Raw genomic sequence first — 18,378 nt, 5'->3', positions numbered from 1 at the left:
TTGGGTGTGTGGGTGATTTTGCCCGCTTGGGAAAGCACATACGGGGATCAGGCACCAAAATCACCCCATAGCCACTGGCAGAGTGCCATGGCGGCAACCGGTGCGGTTTCCGTGCGGAGCACTCTCGGGCCAAGAGTAACCGGGAGGAAGCCGGATTTTTCAGCTTGGGCAATTTCGTCGGCGCTGAGACCGCCTTCAGGACCGATCATAAGGGCAACGCTGTTGGGCTTGGCCAGAGAATTCAATGACTGTTCGGTGCGGTGGTGGAGCACTAGGCGCACGTCGCAGCGCTGGCTGTATTCCAGCCATTCGGTGATGTTCATCACCGGTAGAATATCCGGCACTCGTGCGCGGCCGCATTGTTCGGCGGCGCTGATGGCTACCGAGCGCCAGTGGTTCAGGCGCTTGTCTTCGCGGTCGCCTTTCAGACGTACATCGCAGCGTTCGGTGGAAAGAGGCACAATTCGGGTAACGCCCATTTCCGTCGCTTTCTGCACTGCGTAATCCATGCGGTCACCCTTTGACAGGGTTTGCCCCAGCACGATCTCCAGCGCCGATTCACTGCTGTTTGCAGTGGAATGTCCCACCTGAACCGTCACGTTTTTCTTGCTGGCGCTGGCAATCAGCGCCCGGTAATCGTGGCCATCGCCGTTGAACAGGCTGAGTGCCTGGCCAGGTTGCATGCGCAATACCCGGCCTACATGTTGTGCGGCGTTGTCGTCCAGCTGCGCTTCTGCGCCGGCCTGTAACGGAGTGTCGGTGAAGATTCGTGGTATTCGCAACGCAGTTTTCCTTAAAGGCGCGAATCAGTCGCGCACAGCGATATTAATGCCCTCCGTGGCTACCCGGGCCAGATGCTGAATCTGGTCTTCGGTGATCACATAGGGCGGCATAAAATACACCACATTGCCCAGCGGGCGTAACAAGGCCTGGCGGGTGAGCGAGTGCTGGTACACTTTCAAGCCGCGCCTTTCTTTCCAGTGGAAGGGCGTTTTGTCGGCTTTGTTTTTAACCATTTCAATGGCCAGTGTCATGCCGTGTTGGCGAATATCACCCACGTTGGGGTGATCCGCCAGATGAGCGACCGACTCAGCCATACAGGCCGACAAGCGCCGGTTATTCTCAATGACTCGATCATCACGGAAAATGTCGAGAGTTGCCAGTGCTACGGCGCAGCCAATGGGGTTGCCGGTGTAACTGTGGCTGTGCAAAAACGCCCGCATGGTTTCGTAATCGTCGTAAAACCCGTTGTAGACGGTATCAGTGGTCAGCACCACAGACAATGGCAGGTAGCCTGCGGTCAGGCCTTTTGACAAGCACATGAAATCCGGCGTAATGCCCGCCTGCTCGCAGGCGAATAGGGTACCGGTGCGGCCAAAGCCCACGGCAATTTCGTCGGCAATCAGATGTACGCCGTACCGGTCACAGGCTTCGCGCAGTTTGGTGTGGTAAATCGGGTGGTGCATGCGCATGCCGCCGGCGCATTGAATGAGCGGCTCCACCACCACCGCGGAGATTTCGTGGTGCCTTTCTGCCAGCAGCGCTTCCATCGCTTCAAACTGGCGCAGGGCGAAGGCTTCGTCGGTTTCACCGGGCTCTTTCAGGTAGGCGTCCGGTGAGGGTGCAGTAATCACTTCCATCAACAATGGCTGGTAGGTGTTTTTGTAAATCGCCACATCACCCAGCGCCAGCGCGCCCAAGGTTTCACCGTGGTAGCTGTTGGCAAGATTCACAAAGTACTTTTTGTTCGGCTGGCCCTGGTTCTTCCAGTAGTGAAAACTCATCTTCAGTGCCGCTTCGATAGCCGACGAACCGTTGTCGGCGTAAAAGCACTTGTTCAGTCCTTCCGGCGTTACCTCAATCAATCGCTCTGACAGGTTCACCACCGGCTCGTGGCTGAAACCAGCCAGAATCACGTGTTCCAGCTGGCCGATCTGTTCAATGATCGCGTTGTTGATGCGGTCGTTGGAGTGGCCAAACAGATTCACCCACCAAGAGCTGACCGCGTCGATATAGCGATTATTTTCGAAGTCTTCCAGCCACACCCCTTTGCCTTTTTTAATCGGGATCAGCGGCAAGGTTTCGTGGTCTTTCATCTGCGTACAGGGGTGCCACACGGACTTAAGGTCACGGGCGACGAGGTCGGCATTGCGCATATTAGCTCTCCGATAAGACGATGGTTCTGACGTGATAAATTGGCGGCTGTTAACCTAGAGCGATAATACAGTTAACAGCGCTGACTGACCACAGTGCCTGAGCCCCCCGGGGATTTATCAGTCACAGCATTCAGGTCTGCTAAGCTATTAGAAGCCAGACCCGAAACCGGTGCTTTCAACATGACGTAAACTGATCCGAAGTGCGGCGGTGGCATATGAGGCAACGAATTAGTTTCTGCACAACATCGGATGGTGTACGCATTGCGTACGCTGTTGCGGGTAGTGGCCCGCCGCTCATTCGCGTCGGGGGTTGGCTAACTCATGTGGAACGCGATTGGGATAGCCCTGTTTGGCAACATTGGATGCGCGAGCTTACCCATGAGCACACTCTCGCTCGCTTCGACATCCGTGGTAGCGGATTGTCTGATCAAGAGGTCTGCGAACAGGGCATGGAAGCGTGGGTTCGAGACCTTGAGGCAGTTGCCGACAGCCTGGGTTGGAAACGCTTCTCGCTGATCGGGCTATGCCAGGGCGGCCCCATCGCTTTGCTGTATGCCTTTCGTCATCCTGAACGGGTAGACCGGGTGGTGCTCTACAACGCCTATACCAACGGGGCGTTTACTAGCGGAGCCAGTGAACGCAGTAGCGAAGAGGCCGAGGCGTTGGCGACCATGATAAAAATCGGTTGGGGACGCAAATCCGGTGCTTTCCGCGAGCTGTTTGCCCGCCGTTTGTCTCCTGGTCACAGTGCGGAGCAGATTGACTGGTGGGACGAACTGCAAAAGATCACGGCCTCACCGGAGAATGCCGTCCGGTTGTGGCGCGGCTTCCACCAGATTGACGTCCGCGACGTGCTTCAGGATATCCACGTCCCGACACTGGTCGCTCATGTTGAGGGTGATGCCATGGTGCCCTTCGAGCTGGGGCGCAGCCTTGCATCGCAACTACCCGATTCACGATTTTTACCGCTTAAGGGCGCAAACCACATACTGCAGCTCGAAGACAGTTCCTGGCCGGTGTTCGTTGGTGAATTGCGCCGCTTTCTCTCCGATGGGCCTGCGACACCCTGGAGTTCGGCTGCCGAGGTTGGCGAGCTGACGCTCCGCCAGCGAATGGTTCTCGACCGGGTAGCACGGGGGCAGTCGAATACCGAAATCGCCCAGGCCCTGTCGATTGCTAGCAAGACCGTCCGCAATCATGTCAGTGCCATTTGCAGCAAGCTCGATATTTCGAGCCGCGCACAATTGATCGTGCAGGCACGAGAAAAGGGGTTCGGCACAGATTGATCTCCATCCGGGACGTTTGTCCCCTATAACCGCAATACTTTCCGTCGAACCGGGACAGATGCCTCATGCCCCGGCCTCCCGTTGTGACGTAGTTTGGAGTCTCATTCTTCGAACAGAAGGCGCTAAATCATGAACACCAATGCTACGAACACCGAATCGAAGCTGGTTGCAGCTCGCCAGACCCCATTGCGGCAACGCTATCTTAAAGAACCCGAAGCCGCCTGGATTCGCGATGAAGCCCGGGCGGTCATGGGAAGCAGTGCTGACCCCTTCCACAGTGAGATCGAACCGGCAAACAACGCCGGAAAGCGCTGGTCTTTAGGTATCCATCAAGCGGTTGGGGGTTATCACGATGCCCCGAACCCGGGTGATCTGCTCGCGGCCTCACTCGCCGCATGTCTGCATTCAACCACTCGCATGATCGCACAGTGGCTAGAGATCGAACTCGCTGACCTCGAGGTTATGGTTGGGGCAGAGTGCGACGCGCGGGGCACCCTAATGGTGGACTCATCCGTGCCGGTAGGTTTCCAGCGCATGGATTGCAATGTGTGGCTTCAGATTGCTACGCGTACCGATGAAAAAAGACTAAAAGCCTTGATGGTGCGTTCGGAGGCCTGCTGTGTCGTCATGCAGACCCTTCGGGGAGGAGTCGACGTCAAGACGCTCTGGCACATTGAGCAGGAGACATCTCATGCATGACCAATTGAAGCTTAAGTATCTAAAAGTCGCCCTTGTGGTGATCGGTATTTTCTTCATCGCAGGCATCTATTTAATGATGGTGTGGGTATGGCCGTCTGGTTGGAGCTGGACGCCAAAGCAATCCGAATACGAGCAAATGATTATGGGTATGTATGCCGTCCTGGGCATTTTCTTGGTGCGGGCTGCGAAAAATCCCTTAGCCAACGCAAGCCTAATATGGTTTACGATCTGGTCGAGCATTGTTCACGCTGGAATTATGCTGGTGCAAGCGATCGTCGATGAGACGGAACGGGCGAACCTGTTAGGAGATATTCCTGCTCTGTTTCTCGTCGCGATTATCCTCTGGTATCTCATGCCAAAAGGAGCCCCTGCTAGCTGAGAACTACTGGCCACTCGACCGCATCACATTGTGAACTCAGGTGATTTGGCCAGCGAGAGCCGGCGGTATAAGATAAGCCCTTCATCGCCGGGGCGAGAATTGCCCGATCACAGGCGATGATTCAACAAGGACGAACTCAACGCAAAGGATGCGACATGAGCAAAGCAGTGGTACTTCTCGGAGACCTGGGCTCCGACCACGAAGGTTTCCCGCCAACACCGGTCATTGCCGGCTCCCCCCGATGTGTTTATTGACGGCAAACCCGTTGCCCGCCTGGGTGACCCGTTAGCGCCCCACTCAAAACCCAAGCACTCTCCCCATCCCCGTACCATTGCTGGCGGTTCGTCCACGGTTGTTATCAATGGAAGTCCCGCGGCCGTAACGGGCAGCGCGATTTCCTGTGGAGGCGTGGCTATTGGGTCTGGTTCGGTGGTGATCGGGGAATAGCCCGCTGGCTTTAATCAGGGAGGCCAGGGCTTAAAACGACAAAGCCCCCGAATACGGGGGCTTTGTCGTTACTCTTTGGCTTTTCAATTCTTCAACCTTTCAACTCAACGTCAACAACCCATCAATGCGCCAGCACCCGTGACAGAAACGCTTGGGTACGTTCGTTCTGGGGGTTGTCGAACACGTCGTCGGGTTTGCCTTCTTCCACAATCTGGCCCTCGTGGATGTAAATCACCCGGTCGGCTACTTCGCGGGCGAAGCCCATTTCGTGGGTCACCACCATCATAGTCATGCCTTCTTTGGCCAGTTCACGCATAACGTCCAGCACTTCGCCAACCATTTCCGGGTCTAGCGCCGAGGTGGGCTCGTCAAACAGCATTACCCGCGGTTCCATCGCCAGGGCACGGGCGATGGCTACCCGTTGCTGCTGGCCGCCAGACAGCTGGCTGGGGAATTTGTCGGCCTGATCGCTGATGCCAACGCGCTCAAGCAAACGATCTGCAGTGGCATTCGCAACGATTTTATCGGCACTTTTAACCTTCATGGGCGCCAGCATGATGTTCTTCTTTACCGACAAGTGAGGGAACAGGTTGAACTGCTGGAACACCATGCCCACTTCTTTGCGGATTTCAGCCAGGGATTCCTGGTTGCCACCTTTGGGCGCCAGTTTATGGCCGTCGACTTCCAGGTGGCCAGATTCGTATTCTTCCAGACCGTTCACGCAGCGGATCAAGGTGGATTTACCGGAGCCGCTAGCGCCGATAATCACCACCACTTCGCCGGCCTCTACGGCCAGATCAATATCTTTCAGCACGTGAAGCTTGCCGAAGTACTTGTTCATGCGTTTGAGCTGCACAATATGAGTCATCAGTCAGTTTCCTTCACACAGAGGCCCGGCCGCGCTTTTCCATATAGCGCAGAACCATAGACAGTGACAGGGTTATAGCAAGGTACATAAGGGCCACTACAAAATACACCTCAAAGGCGGTGAAGGTATTGGCAATGTACACCTGGCCCTGACGAACCAGTTCACCCACGCCGATAACAGAAAATAGCGAGGTGTCTTTAATGCTGACGATGGCCTGGTTACCGAGGGGTGGAATCATCCGGCGAAACGCCTGGGGCCACACAATCGACCAGAAACTCTGGGTACGGGACAGGCCTAACGACAGGCCAGCTTCGGTTTGGCCGCGGTCAATAGACTGCACACCACCACGAACCACTTCAGAAATATAGGCACCCGAGTTCAGGGCGATGGCCGCAATACCGGCGACAAGCGGATCAATCGGGCCGCCAACAAGATCGGGTAAACCGTAAAATATGAACAGCACCTGCACCAGAATGGGCGTGCCGCGGAATATTTCAATATAAGTCGTTGCGGGCCAGCGGAAATACCAGTGTTTGTTAATGCTCAACAGGCCAAACAAAATGCCCAGCAGAAAACCGATAACGAGGCCGCCGAACGAAATCATCAAGGTGTAAGGAATACCCTTCGCCAGGAAGGGTATGGAATCTATGGCGGCTTGCCAGTCAAATTGGAACTGTGATTCCACAGTGAATGTCTCCGCAGGAGTTAGCGAGATAAAACACCGGGGCTCGTGGCCCCGGTGCAATAGATCAGATCGTTAAATTCCGAGCTTACTCAGCGTCGGGCAGAGAGCCAAACCATGTTTCATAAATGGTTTTGTAGGTGCCGTCTTCGTGGATTTCTGCCAGAGCAGCGTTCACTTCGTCTACCCATTCGCTGCCGGCCTTCAGGGCAATACCATACTGCTGACCTTCATACAGGGCACCAACGGTTTTCACTTTGCCTTCGCCTTTGGTACGGGCGAAATAGGCCACGTTGGGGGCGTCGTAGAACACAGCATCAACAGAGCGAGACATCAGCGCCAGGTACATATCTGCGCTGCCCGGGTAGGGCGTTACGCCAGCGTTATCTTCCAGATTGCCGGTCAGGTAGTCGTAGCTGGTGCTGCCGATTTTAGAGCCGATCTTTTTGCCTTCAAGATCTTTGAATTCCAGAATGTCGTTGTTATCAACGCGCACCAGCAGGCGTAGGCCTGAATCGTAGTACGGGTCAGAGAAGTCGACGATTTTCTCGCGAGCTTCCGTGATGGTAATGCCCGCAATAGCAATATCGATACTACCAGTCTGCAGGGCCGGAATAATGCCGTTGAAATCCATGGTGTTCATGTCGTATTCAAAGCCAGCCCGTTTGGCAACTTCGGCGATGATTTCCATGTCGAAACCGATCATTTCACCGGTTTCTATGTCCAGCATTTCGAAGGGTACAAAGCTGGGGTCGGTCGCAATTTTCAGTTTTTCTGCGCTCACGGTACCAGCTGCTGCGGTCAGAACCAGACCAGCAGTCAGTGTTTTTAGCCATTTTGTGCTCATGTTTTCTCCTTGGTTTTTATAGAACCCCGACTGTCGCAATATGAACGGCTTTCCTCGCCGATAACGGCAGGGAATAACCGGAGCGAATTGTCGGGGCTGTGTTATGGATTGCGTTTAGAGCTACGTTGAGAGTTGTGTTGAAAGTTGTGTTGAAAGTGTTGCTCCGAACTGCAGTAAGTACATTTTAGACTATTACGCAGACTGTGGTGCAAAATCAAATGCGTGACACTCGCAAAGGCTTTTTCGAAGCAAAAAAAACACCCGTGTTAGCAAATGGTTATAAGCTCTTACGGGTGTTTTTGTCGGTTAAAACGGTATTTTTTTGCGCTCACCCAAGCCAAGATTTTTCCAAATTCCGAGGCTAGGTTCAACCTGGTTCAACGTGTAAAAGTGCAAACCGGGCGCGCCAGCTTGCAACAGTTTTTCACACATACGGGTAACCACTTCCTCGCCGAACTGGCGAATGCTCTCGCTGTCGTCGCCGTAAGCTTCTAACTGCTTGCGAACCCAGCGTGGAATTTCTGCGCCGCACATGTCGGAAAAACGCACCAGGCTGGAGAAATTAACGATGGGCATAATGCCGGGAACGACCGGGATGGTAATGCCTGATTTTTCAAGCCGGTCAATAAAATAAAAATAGCTGTCGGCGTTGAAGAAATATTGGGTAATAGCGCTGTTGGCGCCGGCTTCTACCTTGCGGGCGAAGTTCTTCAGGTCTTCCTCGGCGCTGCGGGCCTGAGGATGAAACTCTGGGTAAGCGGCCACTTCCAGATTGAAATAATCGCCGCTGTGCTCGCGAATAAAGCTCACCAACTCGCTGGCGTAGCGCAATTCACCGGCTGCGCCCATTCCTGAGGGCAGGTCGCCGCGAAGCGCCACAATTCGGTTAATGCCGTTTTCTTTGTAGGTGTCGAGCAGTTCTTTGATTTCTGCCCGGGTGCCACCGACGCAAGACAAATGCGGGGCGGCTGAGATGCCCTGTTGGTGCAGGCTAAAAACGGTTTCCAGTGTGCGGTCACGGGTTGAACCACCGGCACCAAACGTCACTGAAAAGAAATCCGGATTTACGGCTGCCAGTTCGTCGCGAACGCCTTGAAGCTTTATTTTGCCCTGTTCGGTCTTGGGCGGGAAGAACTCAAAACTGAACCGCCGCTTAAATTGTTTTTGGGATTCCATGTTGATGTCCAGAATGTAGGGTTGGAACCGGGCCAGCCGAAGCTGGCCCGTGATCACATCCGCCGTGGCGGCTTAGTGCTTATACAAGTACTTGTAGATAGCCTTTATGCCTAGTACTTGTAGCTTTCCGGCTTGTACGGGCCTTCCACCGGAACACCAAGGTAGTCGGCCTGCTTTTGGGTCATCTTGGTGATCACGCCACCAAAGCCTTCGACCATGGCACGAGCCACTTCTTCATCCAGGTGCTTGGGTAGAACCTGCACATACACACCCTTAGCGCGGGCTTCTTCCGGCAGCTCAGCAAACTTGCGCTCAAACAGGTACATCTGAGCCAGCACCTGGTTGGCGAAAGAACCGTCCATAATGCGCGACGGGTGACCGGTTGCGTTACCCAGATTCACCAGGCGGCCTTCAGACAGCAGAAGCAAGTGGTCGTTGGCCGCTTTGTTGCGGTACACAATGTGAACCTGCGGCTTAACTTCGTCCCATTCCCAGTTCTTACGCATGTACGCGGTGTCAATTTCGTTATCGAAGTGACCGATGTTGCACACAACCGCACCAGACCTCAGAGCCTTCAGCATGTTGGAGTCGCACACGTTGAAGTTACCGGTACTGGTCACCAGAATGTCGATTTTAGACAGCAGGGCTTTGTCTATGCAGGCTTCGGTGCCGTCGTTCTCGCCGTTGATGTACGGTGAAACCACTTCAAAACCGTCCATGCACGCCTGCATGGCACAAATGGGGTCGGCTTCGGTGACTTTCACAATCATGCCTTCCTGGTTCAAGGAAGCAGCAGAACCCTTACCCACATCGCCGTAACCGATAACCAGTGCTTTCTTACCAGACAGCAGGTGGTCGGTGGCGCGTTTGATGGCGTCGTTCAGGCTGTGACGGCAACCGTATTTGTTGTCGTTCTTGGCCTTGGTGACGGAATCATTCACGTTGATGGCCGGAATCTTCAGGGTGCCGTCGCGCAGCATTTCCTGAAGGCGGTATACACCGGTGGTGGTTTCTTCGGTCACGCCGTGGCAGTTGGCCAGAATTGCCGGGTATTCTTTGTGCAGCAATGCGGTCAAATCACCGCCGTCATCCAGAATCATGTTGGGCGACCAGCCTTCCACGTCTGCGCCTACGGTTTGATGCAGGCACCACTCAAATTCGTCGTCGGTCTCGCCTTTCCAGGCAAACACCGGAACGCCTACGGCGGCAACGGCTGCAGCAGCCTGATCCTGGGTAGAGAAAATGTTGCACGACGACCAGCGTACGTTGGCACCCAGTTCAATCAGGGTTTCAATCAGCACGGCTGTTTGAATGGTCATGTGGATGCAACCAGCCACGTTAGCGCCAGCCAAAGGCTGTTCAGCTTTGTACCGTTTGCGCAGCGCCATCAGCGCCGGCATTTCGCCTTCGGCGATGTTGATTTCCTTACGGCCCCATGCGGCCAGCGAGATATCACGTACTTTAAAGTCTTCAACGACGTTCATTTTTTCTGCGGGAGTGCTCATTCAGGTGTTCTCCAGTTCATTGTCGATTAAATGCCAGCTGCGTCTTTCAGGATTGCCGCGCGATCGGTTTTTTCCCATGGAAATGTGGTGAATGTTTCACCATTTACAGTGACTTGTTGCGGCTTGCGGCCGAAATGACCGTAGGCTGCTGTGGCCCGGTACATTGGGTGCAGCAGGTCCAGCATGTTGGTAATGGCGTAAGGACGCAGGTCGAAGTTCTGGCGTATCAGTTCAACGATCTTGTCATCGCTGATTTTGCCGGTACCGAAAGTGTTTACGGAGATAGACGTGGGTTGTGCCACACCAATCGCGTAAGAAACTTGAATTTCGCATTTATCGGCTAAACCGGCAGCCACCAGATTCTTCGCCACATAGCGGCCAGCGTAAGCGGCGGAACGGTCCACTTTTGACGGATCTTTGCCGGAAAAGGCACCGCCACCGTGGCGAGCCATGCCGCCGTAGGTGTCTACGATGATTTTACGGCCGGTCAGGCCACAGTCGCCGACCGGGCCACCGATCACGAATTTGCCAGTGGGATTGATGTGGAACTGGGTGCCTTTGTGCAGCAATTCTGCCGGCAACGCGTGCTTCACAATCATTTCCATTGCCGCTTCTTTCAGATCGGCCTGGCTGACGTCTGGGTCGTGCTGGGTAGACAGCACCACCGCATCGATGCCCACAACCTTGCCATTTTCATAGCGGCAGGTTACCTGGCTCTTGGCGTCTGGGCGCAACCACGGCAATATGCCGTTTTTGCGGGCCTCGGCCTGGCGCTCTACCAAACGGTGAGCGAAGGTGATAGGGGCAGGCATCAGCACTTCGGTTTCATTGCTGGCGTAGCCGAACATCAGGCCCTGATCGCCGGCGCCCTGGTCTTCTGGTTTCTGGCGGTCTACACCTTGGGCAATGTCCACCGACTGTTTGCCGATGATGTTGATAATTCCGCAGGTGCCGCCGTCAAAACCGACCTCAGACGAGGTATAGCCGATGTCTCTGATTACGCCGCGTACCAGGTCTTCCAGGTCTACCCAGGCGCTGGTGGTTACTTCACCACCGATAATGGCTACACCGGTTTTCACCATGGTTTCACAGGCAACACGGGCGTGCCGATCTTTAATGAGGATGGCGTCTAGCACAGCATCCGAAATCTGGTCTGCCAGTTTGTCCGGATGGCCTTCCGAAACGGATTCGGAGGTGAAAACATTGTAGTCAGACATTAGCGGTAGCTCCTTTTTGAGCGGTCTAAAATATGAGCGGACTAAACATATGTAAACAGTCCGAAAGGGTACGATTGACTAGGTATACGTAATACCACTTACACCTATATCAAACTTTTTTGATATTCATGTTCAGTCTCCTGCAAGGCCAATGTTTACCGCTTTGCAGTGGTTTTCCAAAACTCCCGAACCTGCACTTGAAAACCGTTGCGCAGGCCAATGAATATGCATTCGCGGGATTGCAGGCCCGCAGCAGCGGCCCAGGCGGTTAATTCTTCAGGCTCAAAACCCAGCCACAAGTCGCCGCAATTTTCCCGCGCCCAGATCTGGTCGTGGCGGCACAGCTCGCTGATAATCAGGCAGGCGCCGTTGTTCATAAGGGCTGCGGCGTCCAGAAAAATATCCGCAGGGCTAGGTACGTGGTGCAACACCATGTTGGCCACTATCAGGTCAAAACCATCGCCGCGTGCCAGTAGGGTGTCGGTCACGCCCTCAATCAAATCCACGTTATGCAGATTTTCATCGGTACAGGTCTGCTGGGCTTTAGCCAGCATGTCGCGGCTATTATCCAGCGCCACCAAGTGATGGCACAGTGGCGATAACACCGGCAAGAAGCTGCCATCCCCGGGGCCGATTTCCAGCGCGGTTGGCCAGTTTTTTTTAGGCGCACGTTGGCGAATCAGTCTTGCCGCAGGCTTGGCGTAAAGCTCGAACGGTGCAATTAACTCCTGCTGCTCGCGGAATTGCCCCGCGTGGCGGGAGAAAAACATTTGTGATTGATCGGCTCGCTGGCCGCGAATCACGTCGATTTTCTCCTGCAAATGTAAGTGCAGCGGCACCTGATCAACGGTTGAGAAAACCTGGCGAATGGTCTGTCCGGCCAGTGTGTTCACGGTGAGGTTTAACGGTCGGCGGTAAAAAATAGAATTGCCTTCGCGCTGTGGCTCTACCAGGCCGGCCTTGTGCATCACCTTCAGGTGATGGCTCATGCCCGACTGGCGCATATCAAATAGTTGGCTCAACTCCAGCACGCCAAACGTGTCCCGCCGTAATACCCGCATAATTTCCAGGCGCAAAGGATCACCGCTGGCTTTGTAGATCGTGGCCAGGGCGTCCGCTGGAGCGGTATCGGGAATAGCAGTGCTGGTGTTTGTCATAGGGCAGCAGTGTAAGGAGCTTTTCCAAACCAGGCAAGCGCTATATCAAAGTTTTTTGATATAGCTTTATAATGCAAAGTCGATTTGCCCCCACCCACTGTAATCGGCGAAAATATGCGCCTTATTTTTAAGCGCTCTGTGGCCGTGCTGTCGAAGCAGTACCAAAGTGCGGCCAGTAGAACGGGATTTGTCCCTACTTCCTTGAAAAACATTGGAGAAATTTTGATGTCCTCTCGTAAAGATCTCGCCAACGCCATTCGCGCGCTGAGCATGGATGCGGTTCAGAAAGCCAAATCTGGCCATCCGGGTGCGCCCATGGGCATGGCTGATATCGCCGAGGTGCTGTGGAATGATTACCTAAGCCACAATCCTGCCAACCCGCAGTGGGCCAACCGCGACCGTTTTATACTGTCTAACGGCCACGGTTCCATGTTGCAGTACTCCTTACTGCACCTGAGCGGTTACGACGTTTCCATTGATGACATCAAAAACTTCCGCCAACTGCACTCCAAAACCCCGGGCCACCCGGAATACGGCTACACCCCGGGTGTTGAAACCACCACCGGGCCTTTGGGGCAGGGTTTGGCAAACGCCGTGGGTTTTGCCCTGGCTGAGAAAACCCTGGCGGCGCAGTTCAACCGCCCGGGCCACGACATTGTTGACCACTACACCTATACCTTTGTCGGCGATGGCTGCCTGATGGAAGGCATCTCCCACGAAGTGTCGTCTTTGGCTGGCACGCTGGGGCTGGGCAAGCTGATCTGCTTTTACGACGACAACGGCATTTCCATTGACGGCAAAGTAGACGGCTGGTTTACCGACAATACCCCGCAGCGCTTTGAAGCTTACGGCTGGCAGGTCATTGCCGACGTAGACGGCCACAACGCCGACGCCCTGAGTGCGGCCATTGAGGTGGCCCGCGCCAACACCGAGCAGCCCACGCTGATTTGCTGTAAAACCGTGATTGGTTTTGGCTCGCCCAACAAGCAGGGCAGCGAATCGGCCCACGGCGCACCGCTGGGCGAAGACGAAATCGCTCTGACCCGCGAAGCACTGGGCTGGAAACACGGCGCCTTTGAAGTGCCGGACGACATTTACGCCCAGTGGAACGGAAAAGAAAAAGGCCATAACGCCGAAAGCGCCTGGAACGACACCTTCGCCGCGTATCAGAAAGCCGAGCCGGAACTGGCCGCCGAGTTCAAGCGCCGCATGGCTGGTGATTTGCCCGCCGACTTCTCTGCAAAAGCCCAGGCTTACATCCAGAGCGTTCAGGACAAAGGCGAAACCATCGCCAGCCGTAAGGCGTCCCAGAACAGCTTGAACGCCTATGGCCCAATGCTGCCGGAACTGTTGGGCGGCTCTGCCGACCTGGCCGGTTCCAACCTGACCCTCTGGAGTGGCTGCAACACCGTCACCAAAGAAGATGCCAGCGGCAACTACATTAATTACGGCGTGCGCGAGTTCGGCATGGCGGCCATCATGAACGGCCTGACCCTGCACGGCGGATTCGTACCCTACGGCGCTACCTTCCTGATCTTCATGGAATACTGCCGCAACGCCCTGCGTATGGCCGCACTGATGAAACAGCGCGCCATCTATGTGTTCACCCACGACTCCATCGGCCTGGGTGAAGACGGCCCCACGCACCAGCCCGTTGAACAGCTGGCCAGCCTGCGCACCACGCCCAACATGAGCACCTGGCGCCCGGCCGACGCAGTAGAATCCGCCGTTGCCTGGAAAGCCGCGCTTGAGCGTACCGATGGCCCCACTGCGTTGGTATTCAGCCGCCAGAACCTGCCCCACCAAAACCGTTCTGCGCAACAACTGGCCGACGTTGCCCGCGGTGCCTATGTGTTGTCAGACAGTGAAGGCACGCCAGAGCTTATTCTGATTGCAACAGGTTCCGAAGTTGGCTTGGCGCAAGAAGTAGCCGCCAAGCTGCGCGAGCAGGGCAAAGCCGTTCGCGTGGTGTCTATGCCATCGACCGACATCTTTGATGCGCAAAGCGCCGACTACAAGCAACAGGTATTGCCGCTGGACGTCACCAACCGCATCGCGGTGGAAGCCTCCATTGCCGATTACTGGTTCAAGTACGTTGGCTTGGACGGTCGCATTGTGGGCATGACCACCTTTGGTGAATCGGCTCCCGCTGGCGAGCTGTTCAAGGAATTCGGCTTTACCGTCGATAACGTCCTGGATGTGGCCGCCGAGCTACTGGAAGCCTGATGCCCCAGCCCGCATTTTATCGCGTCGCCATCAATGGTTACGGCCGCATCGGCCAGTGCGTGCTGCGGGCGCTGTATGAAAACGGTTATCGCGACCACTTTCAGGTGGTCGCGATTAACGAGTTGTCAGACATCGACACCATCGCGCATTTAACCCGCTATGACTCCACCCACGGCCGCTTTCAAGGCACGGTGGCGGTAGAAGGTGACAGCCTGTGGGTGAATGGCGACGTCATCCGCGTTTTAAACAGCACCGACCCGGCCGAACTGCCCTGGAAAGAAATGGGCATCGACCTGGTATTGGAATGCTCCGGTGCATTTTCTGACCGCGCGACGGCGGAACAGCACCTGGCCGCTGGCGCCAAGCGTTTGCTGTTTTCGCAGCCGGCCGAAGCCGATGTTGACCGCACCGTGGTGTACGGCATCAATCATCTTGAAATGGTAGACAGTGATCGCATTGTGGCTGCCGGTTCCTGCACCACCAACTGCCTGGTGCCGATGATCAAAGTGCTGGACGATGCGCTGGGCATAGAGCAAGGCACCACCACCACCATTCACGCGGCAATGAACGACCAGCCAGTGATTGACGCTTACCACCATCAGGATTTGCGACGCACCCGCAGCGCGCTGCATAACATCGTGCCGGTAGACACCGCGCTGGCCCTTGGCATTGAACGCCTGCTGCCCCACATGCAAGGCCGCTTCAGTTCCGTTGCCATGCGCGTACCCACGCTAAACGTGTCTGCCATTGATATGGTGCTGAACGTGCGCACGCCAGTGACCGTCGCCGACGTTAACGGCATACTGCAACGGGCGGCGACCACCTTACCGTTGATGGGCATACTGGGTTACACCAACGAACTGCTGGCAAGCTCCGACTTTAATCACGACTCCCGTTCCGGCGTGGTCGATGGTGGCCAAACCCGGGTTACCGGGGAAACAATGGTGAAAGTGCTGTGCTGGTTTGATAACGAATGGGGCTTTGCCAACCGCATGCTGGACGTCAGCCGGCACTGGCTGGCGGTGAGCTGACGTATCTTCCGATTTAAAATCTGATTACATTTGACGCTGACGAAGCGTTCAAGGGAAAAAGAGTATGGCCATCAAAAAAATGACCAACCTGAATCTGGCAGGAAAGCGCGTACTGATTCGCGAAGACCTGAACGTACCGCTGAAAAACGGCAGCATTACCAGCGACGCCCGCATCCGCGCCGCGCTGCCGACCATTAAAGCGGCCGCAAGCGCCGGCGCCAAAGTCATGCTGATGTCGCACCTGGGCCGTCCGGAAGAAGGCGTGTATGACCAAGCCGCTTCCCTTGAGCCCGTGGCCGAGCACCTGAGTGAAGCCTTGGGCCAGAACGTACGCCTGATCAAAGACTACCTGAACGGCGAAGACCTACACCTGGCCGACGGCGACGTAGTGCTGTTCGAGAACGTGCGCTTCAATAAAGGCGAAAAGAAAGACGACGAAGCCCTGGCCAAACAATACGCTGCGCTTTGCGATATTTACGTGATGGACGCCTTCGGTACCGCACACCGCGCCCAGGCTTCTACCCACGGCGTCGGCAAGTTTGCCCCCGAAGCCTGTGCCGGCCCGCTGCTGGCGGGTGAGCTGGAAGCCTTGGGTAAAGCCCTGAATAACCCGGCCCGGCCCGTGGTTGCCATTGTTGGTGGCTCTAAAGTCTCTACCAAACTGGACGTACTTAACGCACTGGAAAAAGTCTGCGACCAGATTATTGTGGGCGGTGGTATTGCCAACACCTTCCTGGCAGCCGCAGGCTACCCCGTAGGCAAGTCACTGTGCGAGCACGACCTGATAGACGCCGCCAAAGACATCGCCTCACGCGTTGAAATTCCGCTACCGGTTGACGTAGTGGTTGCCAGCGAATTCTCTGAAACCGCGACCGCCACCATTCGCAATATTTCAGACGTCACTGAAAACGACATGATTCTGGACGTAGGCCCTGAAACAGCAGGCCAGTTTGCCGATCTGCTGAAAAACGCCAAAACCATCTTATGGAACGGCCCGGTGGGTGTATTTGAATTCGACCCGTTTGAAAACGGCACCAAAGTGCTGGCTCACGCCATTGCTGACAGCGCCGCATTTTCACTCGCCGGCGGCGGCGATACCGTGGCAGCCATTGACAAGTACGGTGTAAATGAGAAAATTTCCTATATCTCAACCGGTGGGGGTGCTTTTCTTGAATTCGTAGAAGGCAAAACCCTGCCCGCAGTCGCCATGCTGGAAGAGCGTGGCGCGTAAAACGCATTTAACCAATCGTACAATTTTTAAGGAGACAACCTAATGGCCCTGATTTCGATGCGGCAAATGCTGGACCACGCCGCCGAGCATGGTTACGGTGTGCCAGCCTTTAACGTGAACAACCTGGAACAAATGCGGGCCATCATGGAAGCGGCAGACAAAACCGACTCACCGGTGATTGTTCAGGCTTCGGCCGGCGCCCGCAAGTACGCTGGAGCCCCCTTCCTGCGCCGTATGATTCTGGCGGCCATTGAAGAGTTCCCGCACATCCCCGTGGTTATGCACCAAGACCACGGCACCAGCCCCGCCGTGTGCCAGCGCTCCATTCAACTGGGCTTCAGCTCGGTGATGATGGACGGCTCCCTGGGTGAAGACGGTAAAACACCGACGGACTACGAATACAACGTAGACGTTACCCGCCGCGTAGTAGAAATGGCCCACGCCTGTGGTGTATCGGTAGAAGGCGAACTGGGTTGCCTGGGCTCCCTGGAAACCGGCCAAGCCGGCGAAGAAGACGGAATAGGCGCCGAAGGCACTCTGGACATGAGCCAGATGCTGACCGACCCTGAAGAAGCCGCCGACTTCGTGAAAAAGACCCACGTAGACGCACTGGCCATTGCCATCGGCACCAGCCACGGCGCTTACAAATTCAGCCGCCCACCCACCGGCGACACCCTGGATATTGGGCGAATCAAAGCCATTCACAAACGCATTCCAGACACCCACCTGGTGATGCACGGCTCTAGCTCTGTACCCCAGGAATGGCTGAAAATCATCAACCAATACGGCGGCCAAATCCCCGAAACCTATGGCGTACCGGTCGAAGAAATTGTGGAAGGCATCAAACACGGCGTGCGTAAAGTCAACATAGACACCGACCTGCGCCTGGCAAGCACCGGCGCCGTGCGCCGCTTCCTGGCCGAAAACCCAGCCGAATTCGACCCACGCAAATTCCTGAAAGCCACCATGGTGGCCATGTCAGATATTTGTATAGCGCGTTATGAAGCCTTCGGCAGCGCGGGTAATGCCAGCAAGATTAAGCCTATTAATCTTGAACGGATGTATGAGGCTTACGATCGTGGGGAGCTGGATCCTAAGGTGCGGTAATTTGGTGTTGAGGTAGGCAGTGTTTTGATGAAAAGCCTTCGGTGAGTGCCGGGGGCTTTTTTTTGCGCTTTTTGATCATTTGGGGGAAGTTATAAGGCCAAAAAGGGTCTAGTGTGTACGTATTAGTACGACGTACGCATCCACTTGTTAAGGATGATGGCCGATGAGTTCTTCTATATTGATCCTGTTTTCTCTTGGCTTTGCGCATCCTGTAGCAACTACGTCTTTGGCCGTTGATTTTTTTTTGTGATTCGTGGTGAGCTTGCCTGAAATTCTGCCCAAAGGTGGGGGCTTGAGATGAGAAGGATAGAGCATGCTTCGTTATTGCAATAATGAAGCGGTCACGCTGTTACAGGGCGCCTTT

Annotated in this window: 17 protein-coding genes; 8 read left to right on the top strand and 9 right to left on the bottom strand. The window is 55.3% G+C overall.

Going from position 1 to position 18,378, the window contains the following annotated elements; genetic code table 11:
* Positions 1-47 precede the first annotated feature (47 nt).
* The gene (locus tag MRBBS_RS14890) at positions 48-782 is read right to left on the bottom strand and encodes a 16S rRNA (uracil(1498)-N(3))-methyltransferase (protein WP_014872390.1); all 735 of its coding nucleotides are present in this window, start codon (positions 780-782) and stop codon (positions 48-50) included.
* A 24-nt stretch (positions 783-806) separates the two neighbouring features.
* Entirely contained in the window at positions 807-2,156 is a 1,350-nt protein-coding gene (locus tag MRBBS_RS14885; RefSeq protein ID WP_014872389.1) for an adenosylmethionine--8-amino-7-oxononanoate transaminase, read from the bottom strand.
* A 215-nt stretch (positions 2,157-2,371) separates the two neighbouring features.
* On the opposite strand from MRBBS_RS14885, the gene MRBBS_RS14880 reads away from it, so the two are divergent.
* From MRBBS_RS14880 to MRBBS_RS19180, 4 genes are all read left to right on the top strand, one after another.
* Entirely contained in the window at positions 2,372-3,442 is a 1,071-nt protein-coding gene (locus tag MRBBS_RS14880) for an alpha/beta fold hydrolase (RefSeq protein WP_227497528.1), read from the top strand.
* A 129-nt stretch (positions 3,443-3,571) separates the two neighbouring features.
* The gene (locus tag MRBBS_RS14875) at positions 3,572-4,141 is read left to right on the top strand and encodes an OsmC family protein (protein ID WP_014872387.1); all 570 of its coding nucleotides are present in this window, start codon (positions 3,572-3,574) and stop codon (positions 4,139-4,141) included.
* Positions 4,134-4,520 carry a DUF6632 domain-containing protein gene (locus MRBBS_RS14870; protein ID WP_014872386.1) on the top strand — a complete coding sequence of 129 codons (387 nt, stop codon included), beginning with the start codon at positions 4,134-4,136 and terminating at the stop codon, positions 4,518-4,520. Before MRBBS_RS14875 ends, MRBBS_RS14870 begins: the two co-directional genes overlap by 8 nt.
* A gap of 243 nt (positions 4,521-4,763) precedes the next feature.
* A complete protein-coding gene (locus MRBBS_RS19180) occupies positions 4,764-4,967 on the top strand; it encodes a PAAR domain-containing protein (RefSeq protein WP_014872385.1) in 204 nt (67 codons plus the stop codon).
* Positions 4,968-5,088: 121 nt separating this feature from the next.
* Here the strand turns inward: MRBBS_RS19180 and MRBBS_RS14860 are convergent, their stop codons facing one another.
* From MRBBS_RS14860 to MRBBS_RS14830, 7 genes are all read right to left on the bottom strand, one after another.
* Positions 5,089-5,835 (bottom strand): amino acid ABC transporter ATP-binding protein, encoded by a 747-nt coding sequence (locus MRBBS_RS14860; protein WP_014872384.1) that lies wholly within the window; start codon positions 5,833-5,835, stop codon positions 5,089-5,091.
* A 13-nt stretch (positions 5,836-5,848) separates the two neighbouring features.
* Entirely contained in the window at positions 5,849-6,520 is a 672-nt protein-coding gene (locus tag MRBBS_RS14855) for an amino acid ABC transporter permease (RefSeq protein WP_007349565.1), read from the bottom strand.
* An 85-nt stretch (positions 6,521-6,605) separates the two neighbouring features.
* A complete protein-coding gene (locus MRBBS_RS14850) occupies positions 6,606-7,364 on the bottom strand; it encodes a transporter substrate-binding domain-containing protein (protein ID WP_014872383.1) in 759 nt (252 codons plus the stop codon).
* A gap of 306 nt (positions 7,365-7,670) precedes the next feature.
* Entirely contained in the window at positions 7,671-8,540 is an 870-nt protein-coding gene (metF, locus tag MRBBS_RS14845; RefSeq protein ID WP_041635660.1) for a methylenetetrahydrofolate reductase [NAD(P)H], read from the bottom strand.
* Between the two features lie 110 nt (positions 8,541-8,650).
* Positions 8,651-10,045 (bottom strand): adenosylhomocysteinase, encoded by a 1,395-nt coding sequence (gene ahcY / locus MRBBS_RS14840; protein ID WP_014872381.1) that lies wholly within the window; start codon positions 10,043-10,045, stop codon positions 8,651-8,653.
* 26 nt (positions 10,046-10,071) lie between these two features.
* Positions 10,072-11,262 (bottom strand): methionine adenosyltransferase, encoded by a 1,191-nt coding sequence (gene metK, locus MRBBS_RS14835; RefSeq protein ID WP_014872380.1) that lies wholly within the window; start codon positions 11,260-11,262, stop codon positions 10,072-10,074.
* Positions 11,263-11,417: 155 nt separating this feature from the next.
* Complete coding sequence (locus MRBBS_RS14830; RefSeq protein ID WP_014872379.1) at positions 11,418-12,419, bottom strand: metalloregulator ArsR/SmtB family transcription factor; 1,002 nt, start codon at positions 12,417-12,419, stop codon at positions 11,418-11,420.
* Between the two features lie 225 nt (positions 12,420-12,644).
* Here MRBBS_RS14830 and tkt point away from each other — a divergent pair, with 225 nt between their 5' ends.
* The 4 genes from tkt (at position 12,645) to fba (ending at position 18,014) form a co-directional block, all read left to right on the top strand.
* Complete coding sequence (gene tkt / locus MRBBS_RS14825) at positions 12,645-14,645, top strand: transketolase (protein ID WP_041635659.1); 2,001 nt, start codon at positions 12,645-12,647, stop codon at positions 14,643-14,645.
* Entirely contained in the window at positions 14,645-15,676 is a 1,032-nt protein-coding gene (locus MRBBS_RS14820) for a type I glyceraldehyde-3-phosphate dehydrogenase (protein WP_014872377.1), read from the top strand. Before tkt ends, MRBBS_RS14820 begins: the two co-directional genes overlap by 1 nt.
* A gap of 64 nt (positions 15,677-15,740) precedes the next feature.
* The gene (locus MRBBS_RS14815) at positions 15,741-16,907 is read left to right on the top strand and encodes a phosphoglycerate kinase (protein ID WP_014872376.1); all 1,167 of its coding nucleotides are present in this window, start codon (positions 15,741-15,743) and stop codon (positions 16,905-16,907) included.
* Between the two features lie 42 nt (positions 16,908-16,949).
* Positions 16,950-18,014, top strand: a complete 1,065-nt coding sequence (gene fba / locus MRBBS_RS14810; RefSeq protein ID WP_014872375.1) for a class II fructose-bisphosphate aldolase — start codon at positions 16,950-16,952, stop codon at positions 18,012-18,014.
* Positions 18,015-18,378 lie beyond the last annotated feature (364 nt).

Origin of the sequence: Marinobacter sp. BSs20148 (assembly GCF_000283275.1) — a bacterium.
Taxonomy (GTDB): domain Bacteria; phylum Pseudomonadota; class Gammaproteobacteria; order Pseudomonadales; family Oleiphilaceae; genus Marinobacter; species Marinobacter psychrophilus.
The sequence above is the reverse complement of the archived record's forward strand: the minus strand, read 5'-3'. Positions and strand labels throughout refer to the sequence as shown.